The sequence below is a fragment of the Marinobacter sp. NSM genome (assembly GCF_052380025.1).
In the GTDB taxonomy this organism is placed as follows: Bacteria; Pseudomonadota; Gammaproteobacteria; order Pseudomonadales; family Oleiphilaceae; genus Marinobacter.
Map to the genome: position 1 here is coordinate 775919 of NZ_JBQTCK010000001.1, position 18577 is coordinate 794495.

Consider the following 18577-nt stretch of genomic DNA (forward strand, 5'->3'; position numbering starts at 1 on the left):
TTTTCTTTGCACTCAAAGCTCATTCAATAGTTGCTCTCTTATTCACAGACCACTATATCCTGTTATACTTCACGAACAAGAAGCCCATATATAGGGCAAATAACAACCACACAGCCCGCCGCGCGGGCGCCGGGAAAGCTGGCAAAAGCAACTCCGACAGCAAGATAAAGGCAATCCACCGGCTCTGAACAGGCGGCACCTTCCGCCAGGCAAATACCACATCTAGTGTTTTTGACCAAAAACAGGCCGGCAGTAAGAACGCAACACCATTAAAAAAGGGGCATGGCGCCGGGGACGGCACCATCAAAACGAGACATACTGGAAACCGAGGGTGGCAATGAACGCTAAGGCACAGGCAGTGATCACAACGATTCCCATGCAGGAAGCGTCGCTTGATATCTGGCACAGCAAATACCAGCTGAAGACCAAAACAGGCGAAGCGGTCGACAAAGACATCAACGCGACTTACGAGCGCGTTGCCAAGGCCTTGTCGGAAGTGGAGAACAAGAATGTACGCAACAAGTACATGAAGGAGTTTCTCTGGGCACTGCAAAACGGTGCCATTCCGGCTGGCCGGATCACCTCCAACGCCGGTGCGGAAGCCCACAAGCCTGCCACCTCCACCATCAACTGCACGGTATCCGGCAGTATCCAGGATTCCATGAACGACATCCTGGAAAAAAACCACGAAGCGGGCCTTACCCTCAAGGCCGGTTGTGGTATCGGTTATGAGTTCTCTACCCTGCGCCCCCGCGGTGCCTACGTCGCTGGTGCCGGCGCCACCACCTCTGGCCCGCTGTCGTTCATGGATATCTTCGACCGCATGTGCTTCACCGTGTCTTCTGCCGGTGGCCGCCGCGGTGCCCAGATGGCCACCTTCGATGTACACCACCCCGACGTCATCGAATTCATCCAGGCCAAGCGTGAAGACGGCCGCCTGCGCCAGTTCAACCTGTCTCTGCTGATCACCGAAGACTTCATCGAAGCCGTACGCAACGGTGACGACTGGCACCTCTCCTTCCCTGTCACCAAGAAGGAAGTGGAAGACGAAGGCCTGGACCTGAACAACGCCGAGCAGTTCCTGTACCGCGATTTCCCGGTTCAGGACGGCTATGTGGTAAATGAAGAAGGCAAGGTGGCCTGCCGCATCTACAAGACGGTGAAAGCCCAGTTCATCTGGGACACCATCATGACCAGCACCTACGACTACGCCGAGCCGGGCTTCATCCTGATCGACAAAGTCAACCAAATGAACAACAACTGGTTCTGCGAAGACATCCGCGCCACCAACCCCTGTGGCGAGCAGCCCCTGCCCCCTTACGGCAGCTGTCTGCTGGGCTCCGTGAACCTGACCAAGTTCGTGGACTACCCGTTCACCGACAAAGCCAGCTTCAACTACGAAAAGTACCGCAAGGTAGTGGGCATCTTCACCCGCATGCTGGACAACGTGGTAGAAATCAACGGCCTGCCGCTGGCCGAGCAGCGCCACGAAATCACCTACAAGCGCCGCCACGGCATGGGCATCCTGGGCCTGGGTTCCACCCTCGCCATGCTGCGCATGCCCTACGGCTCTGACGATTCCGTGCAGTTCACCGAAGACGTGGTTCGGGAAATGGCCGTGGAAGGCTGGCGCCAGTCCCTGGCCCTGGCTGAAGAGAAAGGCCCGGCGCCCATCATGGAAGACGAGTTTGAAATCACCCCCAAGATGATGAACAAGTGCCCGGACCTGGCCAAAGACGGCTACAAAGTGGGCGACATCCTCAAGGGCAAATTGCTGCACGCCAAGTACAGCCGCTACATGCAGCAGATTGGCCACGTAGAGCCGGAACTGGTGAAAAAGCTGGCCGAAAAGGGTGGCCGTTTTACCCACCACACGTCCATCGCGCCCACCGGCACCATCAGCCTGTCGCTGGCCAACAACGCCAGTAACGGCATTGAGCCAAGCTTCTCGCACCACTACGCCCGGAACATCATCCGTGAAGGCCGTAAAACCAAAGAGAAAGTGGACGTGTTCAGCTTCGAGCTGCTGGCCTACCGCCACCTGGTTAACCCTGGCGCCATGCCCTTCTCCGAAGAAGAAGACAAAAAGCTGCCCAGTTACTTCACCACCTCCGATGACGTAACCCCCACGCAGCACGTAGACATTCAGGCAGCGGCACAGAAATGGGTAGATTCCTCCATTTCCAAAACCGCCAATGTTCCTACAGACTTCGCATATCAGGACTTCAAAGGCATTTACCTGTACGCCTACGACAAGGGCCTGAAAGGCTGCACCACCTTCCGCTTCAACCCGGAAGCCTTCCAGGGCGTACTGGTTAAAGAGAAAGACCTTGAAAACACCCTGTACGAATTCACCCTGGACGATGGCAGCAAAGTGACCCTCAAGGGCAACGAACAGGTAGAGTACGACGGCGAAACCCACACCGCCGCCAACCTGTTTGATGCGCTTAAAGAAGGCACTTACGGTAAATATTGATCCCGGGAACCGACAGACAGGACAACGAACATGACAGTGAAAATCAGCAACAAGATTGTCGGCTACCGAGTCAAGAAAGCCGACACGGAAACCCCGAACGAGCACCAGGCACCGGTGACGGCTGAAACCAAGCCGGTGGAGATGAACGAATACATTGAACGGCCGGACTTCTTGCTAGGCACCACCTACAAGATCAAACCGCCGGTGGCCGAGCACGCGATGTACATTACTATCAATGACATCCTGCTGAACGAAGGCACCGACCACGAAAGCCGGCAACCGTACGAAGTGTTCATCAATTCCAAATCCATGGAACACTTCCAGTGGGTTATCGCCCTCACCCGCGTAATCTCTGCGGTATTCCGCAAAGGTGGCGACGTAACCTTCCTGGTGGAAGAGCTGCGCAGCGTGTACGACCCCAACGGCGGCTACTTCAAGAAAGGCGGCGTGTTCATGCCGTCACTGGTTGCCGAAATCGGCGCCGTGATCGAGAAGCACCTGAAGGCCATCGGCCTGCTGGAAAGCGACGAGCTGAGCGAAACCACCAAGCGCATTCTCGCCGAGAAACGCGCCGAGTTCGAAGCCAGCCAGAACAAAGCTACCAACGACGACAGCGGCAGCGACTACCCCGCCAACGCCACCATGTGCGGCAAATGCAGCACCAAAGCGGTGATTGTGATGGACGGCTGCGCCACCTGCCTGTCTTGCGGCGACAGCAAGTGCGGTTGAGGTGATTGACCGCTGAGTGACGAAAAGGCCTGGTTGCGGAAGCTGCCGGGCCTTTTTGTTCAGGAGGGGCAATGTTTGTGAAGCGTCGTTATTGGTGGATCCGCCTTCCGATCAAACATAGTTTGGCCCGATAGCATTTTTTGTGTCCTTCTGCAGGTCAGGAACCCTAGTGACGGCTTCAAAACCACTGGTGAGCATCATCACCCCCACCTTCAACCGGGAGCGCACCATCACACAGGCTGTCGAGTCTGTGTTGGCCCAGTCTTACCCCCATTGGGAGCTGATCATCATCGATGATGGCTCCCGAGATAGCACCCGTGAAAAGCTGGCCAGCTATCTGGATGATCGTCGTATTCAGTACCATTTTCAGGAGAATCAGGGCCAGAGCATCGCCCGGAATCTGGCGCTTCAGTACGCCCGGGGAGAGCTAATATGTTTTCTCGATTCCGATGACCTGTGGGTGCCGGAGAAGCTGGAACGGCAAGTGGCGCTGATGGAGGCTCACTCGGACGTGGACGTGCTTCACAGTGATGAAATCATGATCGATGAACAGGGCCGCGAGTTGTCCCGCAAGAATATGCGCCGATACTCGGGCCGGATTGCCCGCCAGATGTTGGTGGACAACAGCGTGAGCATCAACACGGTAATGGCGCGGAGAAAGTGTTTCGATGCCATGGGCGGGTTTTCTGGCCGTAACGGCGTTGCCGACGACTACGATATCTGGTTGCGTTTTTCAGCCCGTTTTACGTTCCTGTATGTCCCCGAGTATTGGGGCTATTACCGGGTGATGGCAGATCAGATTTCCAGCGACAAGCAACGTCGCTTTGCGGCGAACGAGTCGATTATTCGGGATTTTATTGAGGAATACGGGAACACACTCAAACCCTGGGAAATCCGTTGGGGCCTGGCCCGTTTCTACTGCCGCAAAGCCCGTTATTTTGCTTCGGCCGGGAAGCCATCCACCGCCTGGGGCGCGATTGTCCGGGCCTTTCGGTATGCACCGCTGGATTCGGTGGTGTGGCGGGGCCTTTATCGGGTTATCTTCCCTCCGCCGCAGTGAGACGGAAGTTTAACGTTTTTCGGGAACAGTGGGGTAGGTCATGGCCACTATAAGATTGATCGCTTTAATTTTTTGGATTTTACCTGTCGCCGGATTGGCAGAGACTGAATCGGACTTCTATTTGTGCTCGTCGTTCGTGGAAACCTCTACAGTTGGTGAACAGACAGCTTTCGGTTGGCCGGTTGAGATCAAATTAACAGCGGTTGGGTCCAGGAATTTTGAGGCATACACGGAAGCCAATGTCGGAACCGTTCTCCGCATTATGGTTGGCAGTCGTGAGTTTTCGCGGGCAACAATAAGGGCGCCAATTTCAACGGGAAGTATTCAACGGGCATTCGAATCCGAGGATGGTGCTACAGCTTGGCAACGAAGGTTGGCTGGCAAGCTTCCCGCAGCCCCATGCGGTGCAACGGACTCAGATAGAACTAGCCAGCTGGTCCCGGGCCAGACACATGCCGGCGGCCCAACTCCCGAACACTTCCTTAATAGCAGTTCGATGATACTGGAGATTCGCTATTGCGAATGCCAGGCCACAGAGCCCGATGGCAGTCCTTCGGAACTTCGCCCGGAATTTCTGGAACGTTCTCACCTCTTGCGGGTAGGTCTTGCCGATGAAGGCCGGGGGTACGCGTCTTCACCGGAACTGACTATTGGCTTCAAGTTAACTCCATTGCCGGAATCCCCTGGGGCATTCGCCTTCAACTTTGCCGGCCATTATGCGGCAGGAAATCAGAGCAGCACCGGTAGCGGAGAAGTGTTGCTAAGGGGCGACCAGTGGATCAATCTCTTCGGTTCAAACCGTGAAGGTGAGCAAGGCACGCAGTTCAGTGACGATGCCGTGAGGTTGGTTGAAGGGGGCGATTCCTGAGGCGAAATCAAATAACGGAAGTGAGCCCCTTCTAATCTTGTAGCGTACAGTCGTTATCCAGCTATGATTTTCACGTTTACATCAACGAAGGGTATCCCAACACTATGCAGAGGTTATCCAGGTGGGCTCGAACGTTTCTGATCCTCGTTATCCCCTCACTTTCCCAAGCACAGCCCACAGATTGGCAAGCCCAGGTCGAGCAAGAAGCCGCACAACTTGATCGCCTGCACACCCTGATCGTTACCCATCAGGGCGAAGAAATTCTGGCACTGGATTTACGGGGCCAGGGTCTGGATACGCCCGTTAACATCAAGTCTTTGTCTAAAACGGTGCTGTCTGCACTGGTGGGTATGGGTATCAAAAACGATGTACTCGAGGGTCCCGATCAGCCTGTGATAGAAGCCTTGGGCAACCGGGTGCCAGCGTCGGCCACCGAGGGTGTTGAGCGCATTACCCTTGGGCACCTGTTGTCTTTACAGGCGGGTCTACAACGTACCTCTGGGGCTAACTATGGGCCTTGGGTTGCCAGTAGTAACTGGGTCAGCCATGTGCTTACCCGGCCGTTCGTGGATGAGCCAGGCGGGCGCATGCTGTATTCCTCTGGCAGCAGTCACCTGCTCTCAGCCGCACTCACCGAAAGCTCTGGTCGCAGCACCCTATCCCTGGCCCGGGAGTGGCTGGGGGAACCTCTGGGCGTAGATATCCCACCCTGGGACCGCGATCCGCAAGGAGTATACTTCGGCGGTAACAATATGCTGCTCTCACCCCGTGATCTGGTAAAAATCGGCGAGCTGTATCGAAATAACGGGCGTGTGGGCGACCAACAATTATTCCCGGAGAACTGGGTCCGTGAATCCTGGACCGGTCGCGGCGAATCCGCTTACACTGATGATCCCTATGGCTACGGCTGGTTCCTGCGGCCCATGGCGGGTGAGATGGGGTATTACGGGCGCGGTTTTGGCGGCCAGGTGCTCTATGTAGTGCCGACCCTGGCACTGACCGTGGTGATGACCTCAGACCCTACCCCACCCTCGCCGGGGTCCCGTTACCTGCGGCGCCAGTTCCAGTTAATTGAAGACCACATTATTCCGGCACTGCCCTAGCGAATGACCATACCCATTGTCCATCACCCGGATTACAGCTTTCCTTTCCCGCAGAAGCACCGCTTCCCCATGGAAAAGTTCGGTCTTCTGGCGGAATACATGCGTTCCACGGGGCTGCTTACACGCAGCAACAGCTTTCGCCCAGCGCCTTGCCGCCAGGGCTGGCTCACACAAACCCATTGCCCGGACTACCTGGCCCGTTTCGCTCAGGGCCGACTGACGGCGCGGGAACAACGACAAGTGAACCTGCCGTGGAGCACCGGCCTGGTGCGACGTACGTTTCTGGCGCCCTCCGGCACCGTGCTTGCAGCGCAACTGGCCCTGCAACACGGCATTGCCTGCCACCTTGCTGGCGGTACCCATCACGCCCATTTCGATTACGCCTCGGGGTTCTGCATCCTCAATGACCTGGCGATTGCCGCCAACGTGCTGCTTGGGCAGGAAGGTATCAGCAGAGTGCTGATCTTTGATGTGGATGTGCATCAGGGAGATGGCACCGCAGCCCTGCTCGCCAACAAACCAGGGGCATTCACCTGTTCCATCCACTGCGAACGTAATTTCCCCTTTGAAAAACAAATCAGTGATCTGGACGTGGCGCTGCCCGATGGCATGGGTGATGAAGACTATCTGACGGTTGTTCACGAAACCCTGCAACACGCCCTGGCGCAATCCAGACCAGACATCGTGCTCTACGATGCCGGCGTGGATGTCTACCAGGGCGATCCACTCGGCAAGCTCAATATATCGGAGCAAGGTATTCGGCAGCGGGACCGGCTAGTGCTGGGGGAACTCAAGCGCCGGGGTATTCCTGCAGCCACGGTGATTGGCGGTGGTTACGATGACAACCGGGTCAATCTCGCGAAACGGCATGGGATTGTGGCCGAAGAGGCCTGCAGCGTGTTCGGCTTGGATTGATTGTCCGCGCCGACCAGACTCCACTGGCCCCATCAGCCCCTTTGACAAGCTGTAGACAAGGCGCTTGACTCAGGCAATTCTAAGGCTGGATTTTCCTGCGGTTGTCGGTATGCTGACTGGAGTAGCGGGTTTATGGGTTATTAACCCGCGCTCCAACACAGGTACACACTGAGTCATCATGAGCACAATCACGTCGATCACTATCCGCAAGTACCGTATCCAGGATTTGAGCCCGGTGGTTCGCCTGTTTACCGATTCCGTGCACGAACTCACGGCGGGCGCCTATGATGAGACCCAGCGGTTCGCCTGGGCCTCCCGCACGCCACACCTGGATACCTGGCGGCAAAGGCTGGAATCGCTGGAAACTCTGGTGGCGGAAGAAGGCCAGGACCTAGCCGGGTTTATCTCCTACGATGACGACGGCACCATTGATCTGGTATTTACCGCCCCCAACTATGCCCGCCGTGGCATAGCCTCCACCCTGTACCACGAGGCTGAGCAACAGCTGATTGCCAAGGGCGCAAAGGAGCTGAAAACCGAAGCCAGCGTGGTGGCCAAGCCCTTCTTTGAACGCCACGGTTTTGAAGTGGTGGATGAACAGCGGGTGACGGTTCGCGGTGCCCAGTTCCTGCGCTACAACATGCGCAAGGCCCTAACGGCGTAATCAGGCGGGCAGCCTTTGCGGCTGCCCCCTCGACGAATGCAAGTGGTGCTGCTCAGCCTTGAAGTGACGCCGGCAACCAACGCTTCTTGGCCTTCTCCACCAGATCCCGGGCATCGTTGTCCCAGGGGTGGAAGTTCGGGCTGTAATACTTCAGGTAGGACGGAATCAGTTTGCGGAAGACCCCCGGCTTGCCCCACATGTAGTTCAGGCCCTTGGCCCAGGATTTCAGGTTGCCTAGCTGGCCATCGGCTTTCATCAGTTGTATCAGGTGAATGCTGCTGAACAACGGAAACATCACGCTGACAAACATCATTTCCGTAACGCGGATGAACTCGCTGCCGCCCACGCTTTTATAGACATCAAATGCCACGGCCTTATGTTCGGACTCCTCAATGGCATGCCAGGCCCAGACCGGTGCGATTCGCGGGTCCATCTCATCCAGGGCATCGTATTTGAGCAGGAATTCTTCGGCCATCAGGGCAGTAAAATGCTCCACTGCCACGGTGTGAGCCAGCTGTCTCTCCGGTGTGAAGCGCTTACGCATCCAGTTCATAAACCACTGCACTTCCCGCTCCAACCGGCTGAGGTTAACCCCCCGCTCCTCGAGGAAACCGTTCATCATTTTATGCTCTTTCGAGTGGTGAGCTTCCTGGCCGATGAACGCGCGAATCGCTTTTTTCAGTTCAGGGTCGGTAATCTGGCTCTGGTAGTGGCGAACAGTATCAATAAAGAATCTCTCTCCCGGCGGGAAGCTGGCAGACAACGCCGCCAGCAAAAGAGTTTTCGCCGGGTCGTTGTCCCACCAGTACCTTGGCAGGTCTTCCGAAAACTCGAAATCCGGGCTGCGTACTTCCGGTAGAAATCCAGGGGGCGTTGCGGTCCGGTAGGCTGCATTGCTGGTTTTCTTGATCTGTGACACTGGCGCGTTCATGGCAGAACTCTCCCGAAGCCATTCGTTTGTTGCGTAGTCAACAGGCTACGCTGCTCCGGGAGTGGGCGGCAGGTGTTTGTGGGCCAAAATCCACCGTTACCCACACTCTTCAGGCCTTTGCCTGGTTCAGGCCGGTTCGGTGGCGTGGGCGGCCAAGGTGCGCACTCTCTCGAAATCTTCCTCGGTAAACACCCCGTTAACACCGGATACAGCGGCCAGCTCCATGCCGTGTTTCAGGCCCAGTTTGTATATTTCCCGTACCTTTTCCCATTCAATGTTCCGGCCCAGGGTGAAATTCTCGAACCTTGCCTCCAGCGCCAGCACAATGGTTTCTGCCAGGCAGGCGTAAGCGATACCCTTGGGCAGGCCGATGTCTTTCATTTTTACGATGCCAGGCAGTTTGATCTCTCCAGATTCAATCACCAGCACATCAGGCCGCTTGGCCACGTCTTCTGCGGGGATATCCAGGGGCCTGGCCACGTCTGTGATCACGCAGCCGGGTTTCACTTGCATGATGTCCAGAATACGTTTACCGGCGCCGGAGGTGGCAGTGACCACCATGTCCATTTCACCCAGGTCACGGTTGGTGGTAGCGGCCACATGCACGATGGCGCCTGGGGTTTCCTGTTCAATGCTTTCTTTGAGGGATAACAACTTGGCGGCTTCCGGCGCCACCAGGTAGATTTCATCCACGGCCTTGGCCAACAACCGAGCGCAGACAGAGCCGATAGCGCCAGTGGCGCCTACAACCATGGCTTTGCCGGCCATCTTCCCGCTCTTGCCAATGCTGACACGGCCAATCCTCTTCGCCGCATCGTGGGCCGCCCAAAGTGCGCCCGAGGCGCTGTAGCTGTTGCCGGTGGTGATGGGCAGCGGTGCCCGCTTGGCCACGGTGATCCCCGCATCACCCACTACCTTGGTGAACGCCCCAAGCCCCATGATCTGGGCGCCCAGTTTCTTCGCCAGATTCGCCGCCGCCAGCAATCGGCCGTAAGTGAATTCCGGGTCGTGGGCCATGATTTCCCTGGGGGTGCCGCCTACGGTGATCAGCCAGCCTTCTACCTCATCCCCGGTGGGCGACTGAATACCGGACACCTTTGAGTAAACAAACGGTGGGGTGTAGGCAATGGCTTTTTCCACCAGGTTCATCACTCCAGGCGGCGATACACTGGCCACCCAATCCAGCGGCGGGGTTTTGGTCAGGTATTGCTGAGACAACGGATGAATCACAAAGGCAAAGCGGTTAATCCGACGGTAGCCGTTCGGGTACAGGATGCGGGGCTCTACCCCCAACTGTTCAATCACGTGCAGAAAATCATCCGCACCCAGTTGCTCCGGTGTGCGAGACAGAGCCGCACTGATCATTGCCTCCATCACGTTGACTCCCACAGGGCGGCCTTCCAGCCAGGGGCTGTAATCCACCACCATAGCCACGCGCCGGGAGCGGAACCAGTCCAGGGCGGATGCGCTGACTCTGGAGGTAATCACAGTTTTGCCATCCAGCTCTTTCTCTGAAAAAACCTCAAGATCACCTATGGCGCCGACAATCACATGGCAGTCCCTCACGGCTTCATGCAACGTGCCGCTGATCAGCTTCTCCCCCATTCGGTACAGCGGGGTGCGATGCAGGCGCTCGATCACCTTGACCGCACTGGGGCTGAACATCACCGGTGCTGTTAGCCTGGTATAGCCTTCGAGCTGGTTCAGGGAAGTAAGCAGCCGGGGCACGCCAAAGTCCAGGTAGGGGTCGGCGAAGAACAGGTTGTCGGTATGCTCAGACAAGGCCTTGGCAATGCGGAATCCGGCCTGTCCATTGAGGAACAACACCCGAGCATTATCGAAAAAGTGGCCCAGCTCGGTCTGGGTATGGCGAACCGCCCATTCCTGGAGGATGCCCCGCAAGCCTGCCCCGGTGGTAATCGGTTTGTCTGGTACGCAGGCTTCCAGCCTGGCGGTATCCGGGTGTTCAAGCTGCTCACGGCCCACCTGGTAGTGGTCGTGCATCATGCTCAGGCCGATGGCATCAGCCTGCGCGCGAATCGAATCGAGAACGGCCTCGGCCCGATCAAGATTGCCATCGGTGCCCACTCGCACCACACGAAACGTATGGCCCAGAAATTCGGTTTCCAGCTCATAGTCGTACTCAGACGATCCCTGGCTGACGCTGACGACGGTTTTCATGGCGGGCTCCAGTTTGATCTTGTTATACCTTAAGTCTAGAACCTGCGATGCGTTCCCGCCTTAGCCCAGATCAAATAACAGTCGGGCTTTTTGAGACTACACTGAATAAATCTCGACCACTGCAGAATCAGCAACCAAGGAGGAGCCATGAGCGTTAAACAGGAGCTGTTAGCCACCATTGCCGACCTGGTCCAACCGGGCAAAGGTATTCTCGCGGCAGATGAGAGCGCCCCAACCATTGCCAAACGGTTCAAGGCGGTGGGCGTTGAATCCACGGAAGCCACCCGGCGCGAATACCGCAGCATCATCTTTTCCACGCCAAAGCTTGGAACGCACGTAAGCGGCGTTATTCTGTACGAGGAAACGCTGGAGCAACTGAGCCTGGATGATGTTGCTATCCCCAAGCTGCTGGCCAGACAGGGCATTGTTCCTGGCATCAAGGTGGACCAGGGCAAAGGCCCGCTGGTGAATTCGCCGGGGGATGAAATCACCTATGGGCTGGATGGACTTGGCACGCGCCTGGAGCACTACAAATCCATGGGCGCGCGCTTTGCCAAGTGGCGGGATGTGTTCCATATCTCCGACACCCTGCCCTCGTTCCAGGCGATCAGATCCAATGCCGAGGTGCTGGCCCGCTACGCCGCAGTGTGCCAGTCCATGGGCATAGTGCCGATTGTGGAACCCGAGGTTCTGATAGATGGCAACCACAGCATCGAACGCGCGGCGGAAGTCAGTGAAGATGTGCTGCTGGAAGTGTTCAAGGCACTTCACCGCCACCGCGTAGATCTGGAAACCATGGTGCTGAAACCCAGTATGGTGACACCGGGCAAAGAAACGGGCAAAGCCAGCCCGGAACAGGTTGCCGAAGCCACCCTGAGCGTGTTCCGGCGGGTGGTGCCGGCGGCTGTACCGGGCATATTTTTCCTGTCCGGTGGCCAAACCCCGGAGGAATCCACGGAGAACCTGAACGCCCTGAACAGCATGGGTTACCACCCCTGGGAGCTCAGCTTTTCCTACGGCCGGGCCTTGCAGGAGCCAGCGCAGAAAGCCTGGGCCGGTAAGCTTGACAATGCCGACAAAGCCCAGGCGGCCATGAAAAAACGGGCCAGGCTCAATGGCCTGGCCCGTTCCGGCAGTTACTCTCCAGAGCTGGAGAGCTCTGACTAAAGCGCTTCAGTTACAGCCGCTGATGCAACCGGCCGCACCATTGAATGCCATGGTGCGGCCACTGAGGGGCACATGTACGGCCGCAGACACCAGTTCGGTGAACCGGGCCGTGCGCGTGCCGGCTACCACCTTGCCGTTCTCGGTAGCGACTTCATTCAGCTTGGCGGCGAAGAACGCGGGCATCTCGCTGCCAGTCACGATGGTTGATTTCTTTTTCAAGGCGATATCAACGGTATTGGACTGGGGCAAGCTGGAAACCGAGGTCTCCGGATTGCCACAGCTCCCCTGATTGGTTTTGTCGATTCGCTGGTCGCCTACGTGGTCCCCATGCATGTGGGACACCAGGATAACGTCGATATTACCCAGGCGGGGGTCGTCCGGGCCGGCCACCGTGCGGCCGGCATCGTACAGAATGCGGGTGCCGTTCGGGTCTTCAAAGATCAGTGCGCGATCGCGGCTACAGAATTCACCGTCGTGGCTGCCCAATGGGTTAACTTTGACCACAGCGTCGTCGGCCTGGGCTAAAGCGGTCAAAGCCAACCCCGCCGCCATTAACAGACCAAGGGGCAAGTGGCGTTTCTTTGTTTTCATCGTGCCATCCCTCTCGTTTTTCAAAACCGAAAAGACTTACGTCAACCACACTGATTCGTACCAGTGTAGTAGAGGGGGAAAGCTCGGGGGGTGAGTCAGGCAGCGTTGGTGCGCTGGGTGGGTAAGTCTACCGGCTGGCCCAGGCAAGCCAGCATGGGCGCCACGTCCCGGAGCTTCCGAGCCTGGGGCCAAAGCGCCTCGGCTTCGGCAAAGCCCTGGCGCAGGTAATTGAGCCATTGCTTGATGCGACCGGTCACGTATTTGTCTTCCAGGCGGGTTTGCAGGGCTGCCGCATATTCACGCACCAGGGCAACCGCTTCCGGCCAGGCCATGGGTTCGATAGAGTCACCCTGCTGTGAGGCTTTAATCTGTGCCGCCAGGTCTGGCCGGGCAATGAGGCCACGGCCAATCATCACGTCGTCACAACCAGAGACTTTGCGGCAGCGCCAGTAGTCTTCCACTGTCCAGATTTCGCCGTTGGCGATGACGTGGCTTTGGACCGCTTCGCGCACTTTGGCAATCTCTTCCCAGTAGGCGGGCGGTTTGTAGCCATCGACTTTACTGCGGGCGTGGATCACGATCTCCGATGCCCCGGCGGCTTCCAGTGCCTGGCCACAGGCCACACCCATGGAGCGGTCGTCGTAGCCCAGGCGCATCTTGGCGGTTACCGGAATATTGGCAGGTACTGCTTTGCGCACAGCCGCTGTGATGTCGTACATCAACTCCGGCTCCCGCATCAGCACGCAACCACCCTTATGCTTGTTGACGGTTTTGGCGGGGCAGCCAAAATTGATATCCACCTGCCCTGCTCCCAGTTCAGCGGCCTTGGCACCATGGCGGCCCATCATTTCGGCGTTTGAACCCAGTAACTGCACGGCCACGGGTGTGCCCACTTCGGTCAGCGCGTTGTTGTGAAGTTCCGGGGCGTACTTGTAGAAAATCCGGGGCGGCAACATGCCGTGGGTCACGCGAATAAATTCCGTCACGCACCGGTCAATTCCGCCGATCTTGGTCAGGGTTTCACGGATGGGTGCGTCGACCAGCCCTTCCATCGGGGCAAGGATGATTCGCATGAAGGCTCCAGATATTGAGAAAAAGATCAATGACGGCTGATCAAAAGTCAGGCGGAGCGGATTGTAAGGAATTCGGGGGCAAATAGGTAGCCGGGCATCCCGAAACAGAATGCCCGGCTGGTTACTGCAGCTTACTTCTTCACGTCGAAGCGGTCTGCGTTCATTACCTTGGTCCAGGCGGCTACGAAGTCTTTCACGAACTTGGCTTCGTTGTCGTCCTGGGCGTACAGCTCTGCGTAGGCACGCAGGATGGAGTTGGAACCGAACACCAGGTCAACACGGGTCGCGGTAAACTTGGTGTTGCCGCTCTTGCGATCCACGATGTTGTAGGAGTTCTTGCCAGTGGGCTCCCAACGGTTGGCCATGTCGGTCAGGTTCACGAAGAAGTCGTTGGTCAGTTGGCCAACGCGATCTGTGAACACGCCGTGCTTGGTGCCACCGTAGTTGGTGCCCAGCACCCGCATACCGCCCAGCAGAACCGTCATCTCCGGCGCAGTCAGGCCCATCAGCTGGGCACGGTCCAGAAGCATCTCTTCCGGTTTGACTACATAGTCTTTCTTCTGCCAGTTACGGAAGCCATCAGACAGCGGTTCCAGCGGCTCGAACGATGCCGCATCGGTCATCGCGTCGGTGGCATCACCACGGCCTTTCAGGAAGGGAACGTGGACTTCGTGACCAGCAGCTTTCGCCGCCATCTCGATACCCAGGTTACCACCCAGCACAATCACGTCAGCAATGCTGGCGCCTGTGTCTGCCGAGATCTGCTCGTAGACCTTGAGCACCTTGTCGAGACGATCGGGCTCATTGCCTTCCCAGTCTTTCTGGGGAGCCAGACGGATCCGGGCACCATTGGCACCACCACGCATGTCCGAGCCACGGTACGTACGAGCGCTGTCCCAGGCGGTGCAAACCATTTCGTTCAGGCTGAGGCCGGCTGCAGCAATTTTCTCTTTGACCGCTTCTTCGATGTAGTTGGTCTCGCCCTGAGGAACCGGATCCTGCCAGATCAGGTCTTCAGCCGGTACGTCCGGACCGATGTAACGGGCCTTCGGACCCATGTCACGGTGCGTCAGCTTGAACCAGGCGCGGGCGAAGCAGTCGTTGAAGTAGTCCGGATCCGCCATGAACTTCTCGCAGATGGCACGGTACTTCGGATCAACCTTCATGGCCATGTCGGCGTCCGTCATCATCGGCTTGACGCGTTTGGACGGATCACTCGCGTCGACTGGCATATCCTCTTCTTTAATGTCGATCGGCTCCCACTGGTTTGCACCAGCCGGGCTCTTGGTCAACTGCCAGTCGTAACCGAACAGCAGATCGAAATAACCCATGTCGAATTTGGTCGGGTTGGTGGTCCAGGCGCCCTCGATGCCGGAAGTAATGGCATTGGTGGCCTTGCCCTGCATGTTGGGATTGATCCAACCGAAGCCCTGATGCTCTACGTCTGCTGCTTCCGGCTCTGGCCCAAGCGCATCCGCATCGCCGTTACCGTGCGCTTTACCCACGGTGTGGCCACCGGCGGTCAGTGCAGCGGTTTCTTCGTCGTTCATGGCCATACGGGCGAACGTTTCGCGAACCTGCTCGCCGGTCTTGAGAGGATCGGGATTGCCGTTTACCCCCTCTGGGTTCACGTAAATCAAGCCCATTTGAACCGCGGCCAGCGGGTTTTCCATGGTGTTTGGCTTATCTACGCTCTCGTAGCGGCTGTCAGAAGGCGCCAGCCACTCTTTCTCTGCGCCCCAGTAGATGTCTTTCTCGGGGTGCCAAATGTCCTGACGGCCATAGGAGAAGCCAAAGGTTTTGAAGCCCATGGACTCATAGGCAATGTTACCGGCAAGGATAAACAGGTCGGCCCAGCTTACCTTGTTGCCATACTTCTTCTTGATCGGCCACAGCAGGCGGCGAGCCTTATCAAGGTTGCCGTTATCGGGCCAGGAATTCAGAGGAGCAAAACGCTGGTTGCCGGTGCCACCGCCTCCACGGCCATCGGCCAACCGGTAGGTGCCTGCCGCGTGCCACGCCATACGAATCATCAGACCGCCATAGTGACCCCAATCTGCCGGCCACCAATCCTCGCTGTTGGTCATCAGCTCGTGCATGTCCTTTTCGAGCGCTTCGTAATCGAGTTTTTTGACTTCTTCGCGGTAGTCGAAGTCTTCGCCCATCGGGTTTGTCTTGCTGTCGTGCTGGTGCAGGATGTCCAGATTCAGGTTCTCCGGCCACCAGGCCGCCACATTGCCCTGCTCCTGCGTATTGGACCCGTGCATGACCGGGCACTTACCACCACTATTATTCTCAGACATCGTATTCTCCTGTTTCTGCGTCATTGGCAAAAAAGCATTTCACGATCAAGGGCATCACTAAATATAGATCATTCACAGGCCGCTGCTTGAATGTTTACTACCGCCTGTATAGTGAATCCCTATGGACTTCCCGCAGCCCGGGCAAAGCGACAGAACGATCACTGGGCGATTGCGTAATCCTGATAGTAGTCCACCAGAATCCCGAGCAAGTCCTTCCATGCTACCGGTGCAAATTCGATTGACACTGACACGGCGCAACTCCTTGATTGCGAGAACACCTTCACCTTATCGCGGGGGAGCGACCAACAGACAATTAATTAAAAATAAGCTTTTGAAAGTTTTTCATTATCGATAAAGGCGCAGGAAGGTCAGCCTTGAAGGCGGGCGTTACAAACGCTCGATCGAGGCAAACTTGCCCTGATCGTCAAACAGAATGCGGAAACTGCCCTGAATGCCGTCTTTAAGGAAGAAACGAGAAAGGATACGGGCCGGGAAACGGACAGAGCGTCCGTCCCGGGCCGTGGTGCAAACATCGGTGGCAACGCCCTGATAGAGCTTGATCCACTCATCAGGGCTGATGCTGATGTCCACAATAATCTGCTGCATGGTCAGTGCCGGCTCAGTTAGCCAGCTCCAGCAGCAGGCGGTTCAGGCGGCTGACATAGGCGCCGGGGTCTTTCAGTTGCTCGCCACTGGCCAGGGTGGCCTGGTCGAACAACACCGCAGACAACTCGCCGAAGCGCTCATCTTTGGATTCCTGCTCCAGGCGCTGCACCAGAGGATGGTCCACATTGATTTCAAAGATCGGCTTGCTGTCTGGCACCTTCTGGCCGGCGGCTTCCATGATCTTCTTCATCTGCGCGCCCATATCGAACTGACCGGTCACCAGGCAGGCAGGTGAATCGGTCAGGCGGTTGGTGACCCGCACTTCCTGCACCCGGTCTTCCAGTGCCTTCTGAATGCGCTCGATCAGGTCCTTGTGCTCCTTGGCGGCCTCTTCCTGGTGCTTCTTGTCTTCCTCGGTTTCCACTTCACCGAGATCAAGGTCACCTCGGGCGACGTCCTGGAACTGCTTGCTGTCGTACTCGTTGAGGTAGCCCATCATCCACTCGTCGATGCGGTCAGACAGGATCAGAACCTCAATACCCTTCTTGCGGAACACTTCCAGGTGCGGGCTGCTCTTCGCGGCCATGAAGTTGTCGGCGGTGATGTAATAGATCTTGCTCTGCCCTTCTTTCATCCGAGCGATGTAGTCATCCAGGGAAACGTTCTGGGTTGACTCACCGGTATGGGTGGAAGCAAAGCGCAACAGCCCCGCGATCTTTTCACGGTTGCTGAAGTCTTCTGCCGGGCCCTCTTTCAGAACAGTGCCGAACTCGTTCCAGAAGTCCTGGTATTCGTCGCCGTCTTTCTTGGCCAGCTTGGATAGCATATCCAGAACCCGCTTGGTCAAGGCCGTGCGGATGCTTTCTACCGTGCTGTCGTTCTGCAGAATCTCCCGGGACACGTTCAGGGACAGATCATTGGAATCGATCACACCCTTGGTGAAGCGCAGGTACAACGGCAGGAACTGCTCGGCGTCGTCCATGATGAACACACGCTGAACGTACAGCTTCAGGCCACGGGGCGCTTCCCGGTTGTACAGATCGAACGGGGCACGCTTGGGAATGTACAGCAGGCTGGTGTAGTCCAGCTTGCCTTCCACTTTGTTGTGGGACCAGGTCAGCGGGTCTTCGAAATCGTGGCCGATGTGCTTGTAGAATTCTTTGTACTCTTCGTCCTTGATCTCATTACGGGGTAAGGTCCACAGGGCGGTGGCGTCGTTGACGGTTTCCTCTTCGCCCTTCTTGTCCTCTTCCTCGGCCTCGGCTTTCATCACCACCGGGAAGGAGATGTGATCAGAGTACTTCTTGACCAGGCTGCGCAGTTTCCAGCCATCGGCGAATTCCTTGGCGTCGGATTTCAGGTGCAGAACAATCTCGGTGCCGCGCTGCTCGCGGGTCACCGGCTCGATGGTGAACTCGCCATCGCCTTTGGATTCCCAGTGTACCCCTTCTGCTGCCGGTGCGCCGGCACGGCGGGTGAATACGTCGACTTTGTCGGCAACAATAAAGGCGGAGTAAAAGCCCACGCCGAACTGGCCGATCAGCTTGCTGTCTTTTTTCTCGTCACCAGACAGTTGCTTGAGAAATTCGGCGGTGCCAGAACGGGCGATGGTGCCGAGGTTGGCGATGACGTCGTCGCGGGTCATGCCAATGCCGTTGTCGGCCAGGGTAATGGTGCCGGCGTCTTTGTCGTAATCCAGGCGGATTTTGAGGTCGGAGTCGCCTTCGTAGAGTTTGTCGTCTTTCAGGGCGGCGAAGCGGAGCTTGTCTTCGGCGTCTGAGGCGTTTGAGATAAGCTCACGAAGGAAGATTTCCTTGTTCGAGTACAGAGAGTGGATCATCAAGTGAAGCAGTTGCTTCACTTCGGTCTGGAATCCTAGCGTCTCTTTGTTTGTTTCTACCGTCATGGCT

15 protein-coding genes and 1 pseudogene are annotated in these 18577 nt (G+C 57.1%); 9 read left to right on the forward strand and 7 right to left on the reverse strand.

What is annotated here, in order from left to right; translation table 11 throughout:
* The first annotated feature begins 337 nt into the window (after positions 1-337).
* The 8 genes and pseudogenes from ACTZWX_RS03650 to ACTZWX_RS03685 all read left to right on the forward strand — a co-directional run bounded on the left by ACTZWX_RS03650 (position 338) and on the right by ACTZWX_RS03685 (position 7815).
* Positions 338-2476 carry an adenosylcobalamin-dependent ribonucleoside-diphosphate reductase gene (locus ACTZWX_RS03650; RefSeq protein WP_444712849.1) on the forward strand — a complete coding sequence of 713 codons (2139 nt, stop codon included), beginning with the start codon at positions 338-340 and terminating at the stop codon, positions 2474-2476.
* Between the two features lie 30 nt (positions 2477-2506).
* Positions 2507-3205, forward strand: a complete 699-nt coding sequence (locus tag ACTZWX_RS03655; protein WP_444712776.1) for a TSCPD domain-containing protein — start codon at positions 2507-2509, stop codon at positions 3203-3205.
* A 169-nt stretch (positions 3206-3374) separates the two neighbouring features.
* Positions 3375-4265: a glycosyltransferase family 2 protein gene (locus tag ACTZWX_RS03660; RefSeq protein WP_444712777.1), complete on the forward strand. Its 891-nt coding sequence runs from the start codon at positions 3375-3377 to the stop codon at positions 4263-4265.
* Positions 4266-4305: 40 nt separating this feature from the next.
* Positions 4306-4581: pseudogene (locus ACTZWX_RS03665) on the forward strand (hypothetical protein); the annotation flags it as partial.
* Between the two features lie 180 nt (positions 4582-4761).
* On the forward strand, positions 4762-5133 hold the full coding sequence (locus ACTZWX_RS03670) for a hypothetical protein (protein WP_444712854.1): 372 nt from the start codon (positions 4762-4764) through the stop codon (positions 5131-5133).
* Positions 5134-5237: 104 nt separating this feature from the next.
* Positions 5238-6236 carry a serine hydrolase domain-containing protein gene (locus ACTZWX_RS03675; protein WP_444712778.1) on the forward strand — a complete coding sequence of 333 codons (999 nt, stop codon included), beginning with the start codon at positions 5238-5240 and terminating at the stop codon, positions 6234-6236.
* A gap of 3 nt (positions 6237-6239) precedes the next feature.
* Complete coding sequence (locus tag ACTZWX_RS03680) at positions 6240-7151, forward strand: histone deacetylase family protein (protein WP_444712779.1); 912 nt, start codon at positions 6240-6242, stop codon at positions 7149-7151.
* Between the two features lie 178 nt (positions 7152-7329).
* The gene (locus ACTZWX_RS03685; protein WP_444712780.1) at positions 7330-7815 is read left to right on the forward strand and encodes a GNAT family N-acetyltransferase; all 486 of its coding nucleotides are present in this window, start codon (positions 7330-7332) and stop codon (positions 7813-7815) included.
* Between the two features lie 52 nt (positions 7816-7867).
* On the opposite strand, the gene ACTZWX_RS03690 is transcribed toward ACTZWX_RS03685, so the two are convergent.
* Positions 7868-8746: a metal-dependent hydrolase gene (locus ACTZWX_RS03690; RefSeq protein WP_444712781.1), complete on the reverse strand. Its 879-nt coding sequence runs from the start codon at positions 8744-8746 to the stop codon at positions 7868-7870.
* A 126-nt stretch (positions 8747-8872) separates the two neighbouring features.
* Positions 8873-10927 carry a dehydrogenase gene (locus tag ACTZWX_RS03695; RefSeq protein ID WP_444712782.1) on the reverse strand — a complete coding sequence of 685 codons (2055 nt, stop codon included), beginning with the start codon at positions 10925-10927 and terminating at the stop codon, positions 8873-8875.
* Between the two features lie 147 nt (positions 10928-11074).
* Here ACTZWX_RS03695 and ACTZWX_RS03700 point away from each other — a divergent pair, with 147 nt between their 5' ends.
* A complete protein-coding gene (locus ACTZWX_RS03700) occupies positions 11075-12094 on the forward strand; it encodes a class I fructose-bisphosphate aldolase (protein WP_444712783.1) in 1020 nt (339 codons plus the stop codon).
* A gap of 6 nt (positions 12095-12100) precedes the next feature.
* Here the strand turns inward: ACTZWX_RS03700 and ACTZWX_RS03705 are convergent, their stop codons facing one another.
* From ACTZWX_RS03705 to htpG, 5 genes are all read right to left on the reverse strand, one after another.
* Positions 12101-12685: a hypothetical protein gene (locus tag ACTZWX_RS03705; protein ID WP_444712784.1), complete on the reverse strand. Its 585-nt coding sequence runs from the start codon at positions 12683-12685 to the stop codon at positions 12101-12103.
* A 95-nt stretch (positions 12686-12780) separates the two neighbouring features.
* The gene (locus ACTZWX_RS03710; RefSeq protein ID WP_444712785.1) at positions 12781-13758 is read right to left on the reverse strand and encodes a tRNA dihydrouridine synthase; all 978 of its coding nucleotides are present in this window, start codon (positions 13756-13758) and stop codon (positions 12781-12783) included.
* A 131-nt stretch (positions 13759-13889) separates the two neighbouring features.
* Positions 13890-16061 (reverse strand): catalase/peroxidase HPI, encoded by a 2172-nt coding sequence (gene katG, locus ACTZWX_RS03715; RefSeq protein ID WP_444712786.1) that lies wholly within the window; start codon positions 16059-16061, stop codon positions 13890-13892.
* A 387-nt stretch (positions 16062-16448) separates the two neighbouring features.
* Positions 16449-16667, reverse strand: a complete 219-nt coding sequence (locus tag ACTZWX_RS03720) for a DUF2835 domain-containing protein (RefSeq protein WP_374814861.1) — start codon at positions 16665-16667, stop codon at positions 16449-16451.
* Positions 16668-16680: 13 nt separating this feature from the next.
* The gene (gene htpG, locus ACTZWX_RS03725) at positions 16681-18573 is read right to left on the reverse strand and encodes a molecular chaperone HtpG (protein WP_444712787.1); all 1893 of its coding nucleotides are present in this window, start codon (positions 18571-18573) and stop codon (positions 16681-16683) included.
* Positions 18574-18577: the final 4 nt, after the last annotated feature.

What these genes read in the sequence shown, in the direction of transcription:
- ACTZWX_RS03650 (WP_444712849.1), top strand. Translation starts at nt 338, where the DNA reads ATGAACGCTAAGGCACAGGCAGTGATCACAACGATTCCCATGCAGGAA.
- ACTZWX_RS03655 (WP_444712776.1), top strand. Translation starts at nt 2,507, where the DNA reads ATGACAGTGAAAATCAGCAACAAGATTGTCGGCTACCGAGTCAAGAAA.
- ACTZWX_RS03670 (WP_444712854.1), top strand. Translation starts at nt 4,762, where the DNA reads ATGATACTGGAGATTCGCTATTGCGAATGCCAGGCCACAGAGCCCGAT.
- ACTZWX_RS03675 (WP_444712778.1), top strand. Translation starts at nt 5,238, where the DNA reads ATGCAGAGGTTATCCAGGTGGGCTCGAACGTTTCTGATCCTCGTTATC.
- ACTZWX_RS03680 (WP_444712779.1), top strand. Translation starts at nt 6,240, where the DNA reads ATGACCATACCCATTGTCCATCACCCGGATTACAGCTTTCCTTTCCCG.
- ACTZWX_RS03685 (WP_444712780.1), top strand. Translation starts at nt 7,330, where the DNA reads ATGAGCACAATCACGTCGATCACTATCCGCAAGTACCGTATCCAGGAT.
- ACTZWX_RS03690 (WP_444712781.1), bottom strand. Translation starts at nt 8,746, where the DNA reads ATGAACGCGCCAGTGTCACAGATCAAGAAAACCAGCAATGCAGCCTAC.
- ACTZWX_RS03695 (WP_444712782.1), bottom strand. Translation starts at nt 10,927, where the DNA reads ATGAAAACCGTCGTCAGCGTCAGCCAGGGATCGTCTGAGTACGACTAT.
- ACTZWX_RS03700 (WP_444712783.1), top strand. Translation starts at nt 11,075, where the DNA reads ATGAGCGTTAAACAGGAGCTGTTAGCCACCATTGCCGACCTGGTCCAA.
- ACTZWX_RS03705 (WP_444712784.1), bottom strand. Translation starts at nt 12,685, where the DNA reads ATGAAAACAAAGAAACGCCACTTGCCCCTTGGTCTGTTAATGGCGGCG.
- ACTZWX_RS03710 (WP_444712785.1), bottom strand. Translation starts at nt 13,758, where the DNA reads ATGCGAATCATCCTTGCCCCGATGGAAGGGCTGGTCGACGCACCCATC.
- katG (WP_444712786.1), bottom strand. Translation starts at nt 16,061, where the DNA reads ATGTCTGAGAATAATAGTGGTGGTAAGTGCCCGGTCATGCACGGGTCC.
- ACTZWX_RS03720 (WP_374814861.1), bottom strand. Translation starts at nt 16,667, where the DNA reads ATGCAGCAGATTATTGTGGACATCAGCATCAGCCCTGATGAGTGGATC.
- htpG (WP_444712787.1), bottom strand. Translation starts at nt 18,573, where the DNA reads ATGACGGTAGAAACAAACAAAGAGACGCTAGGATTCCAGACCGAAGTG.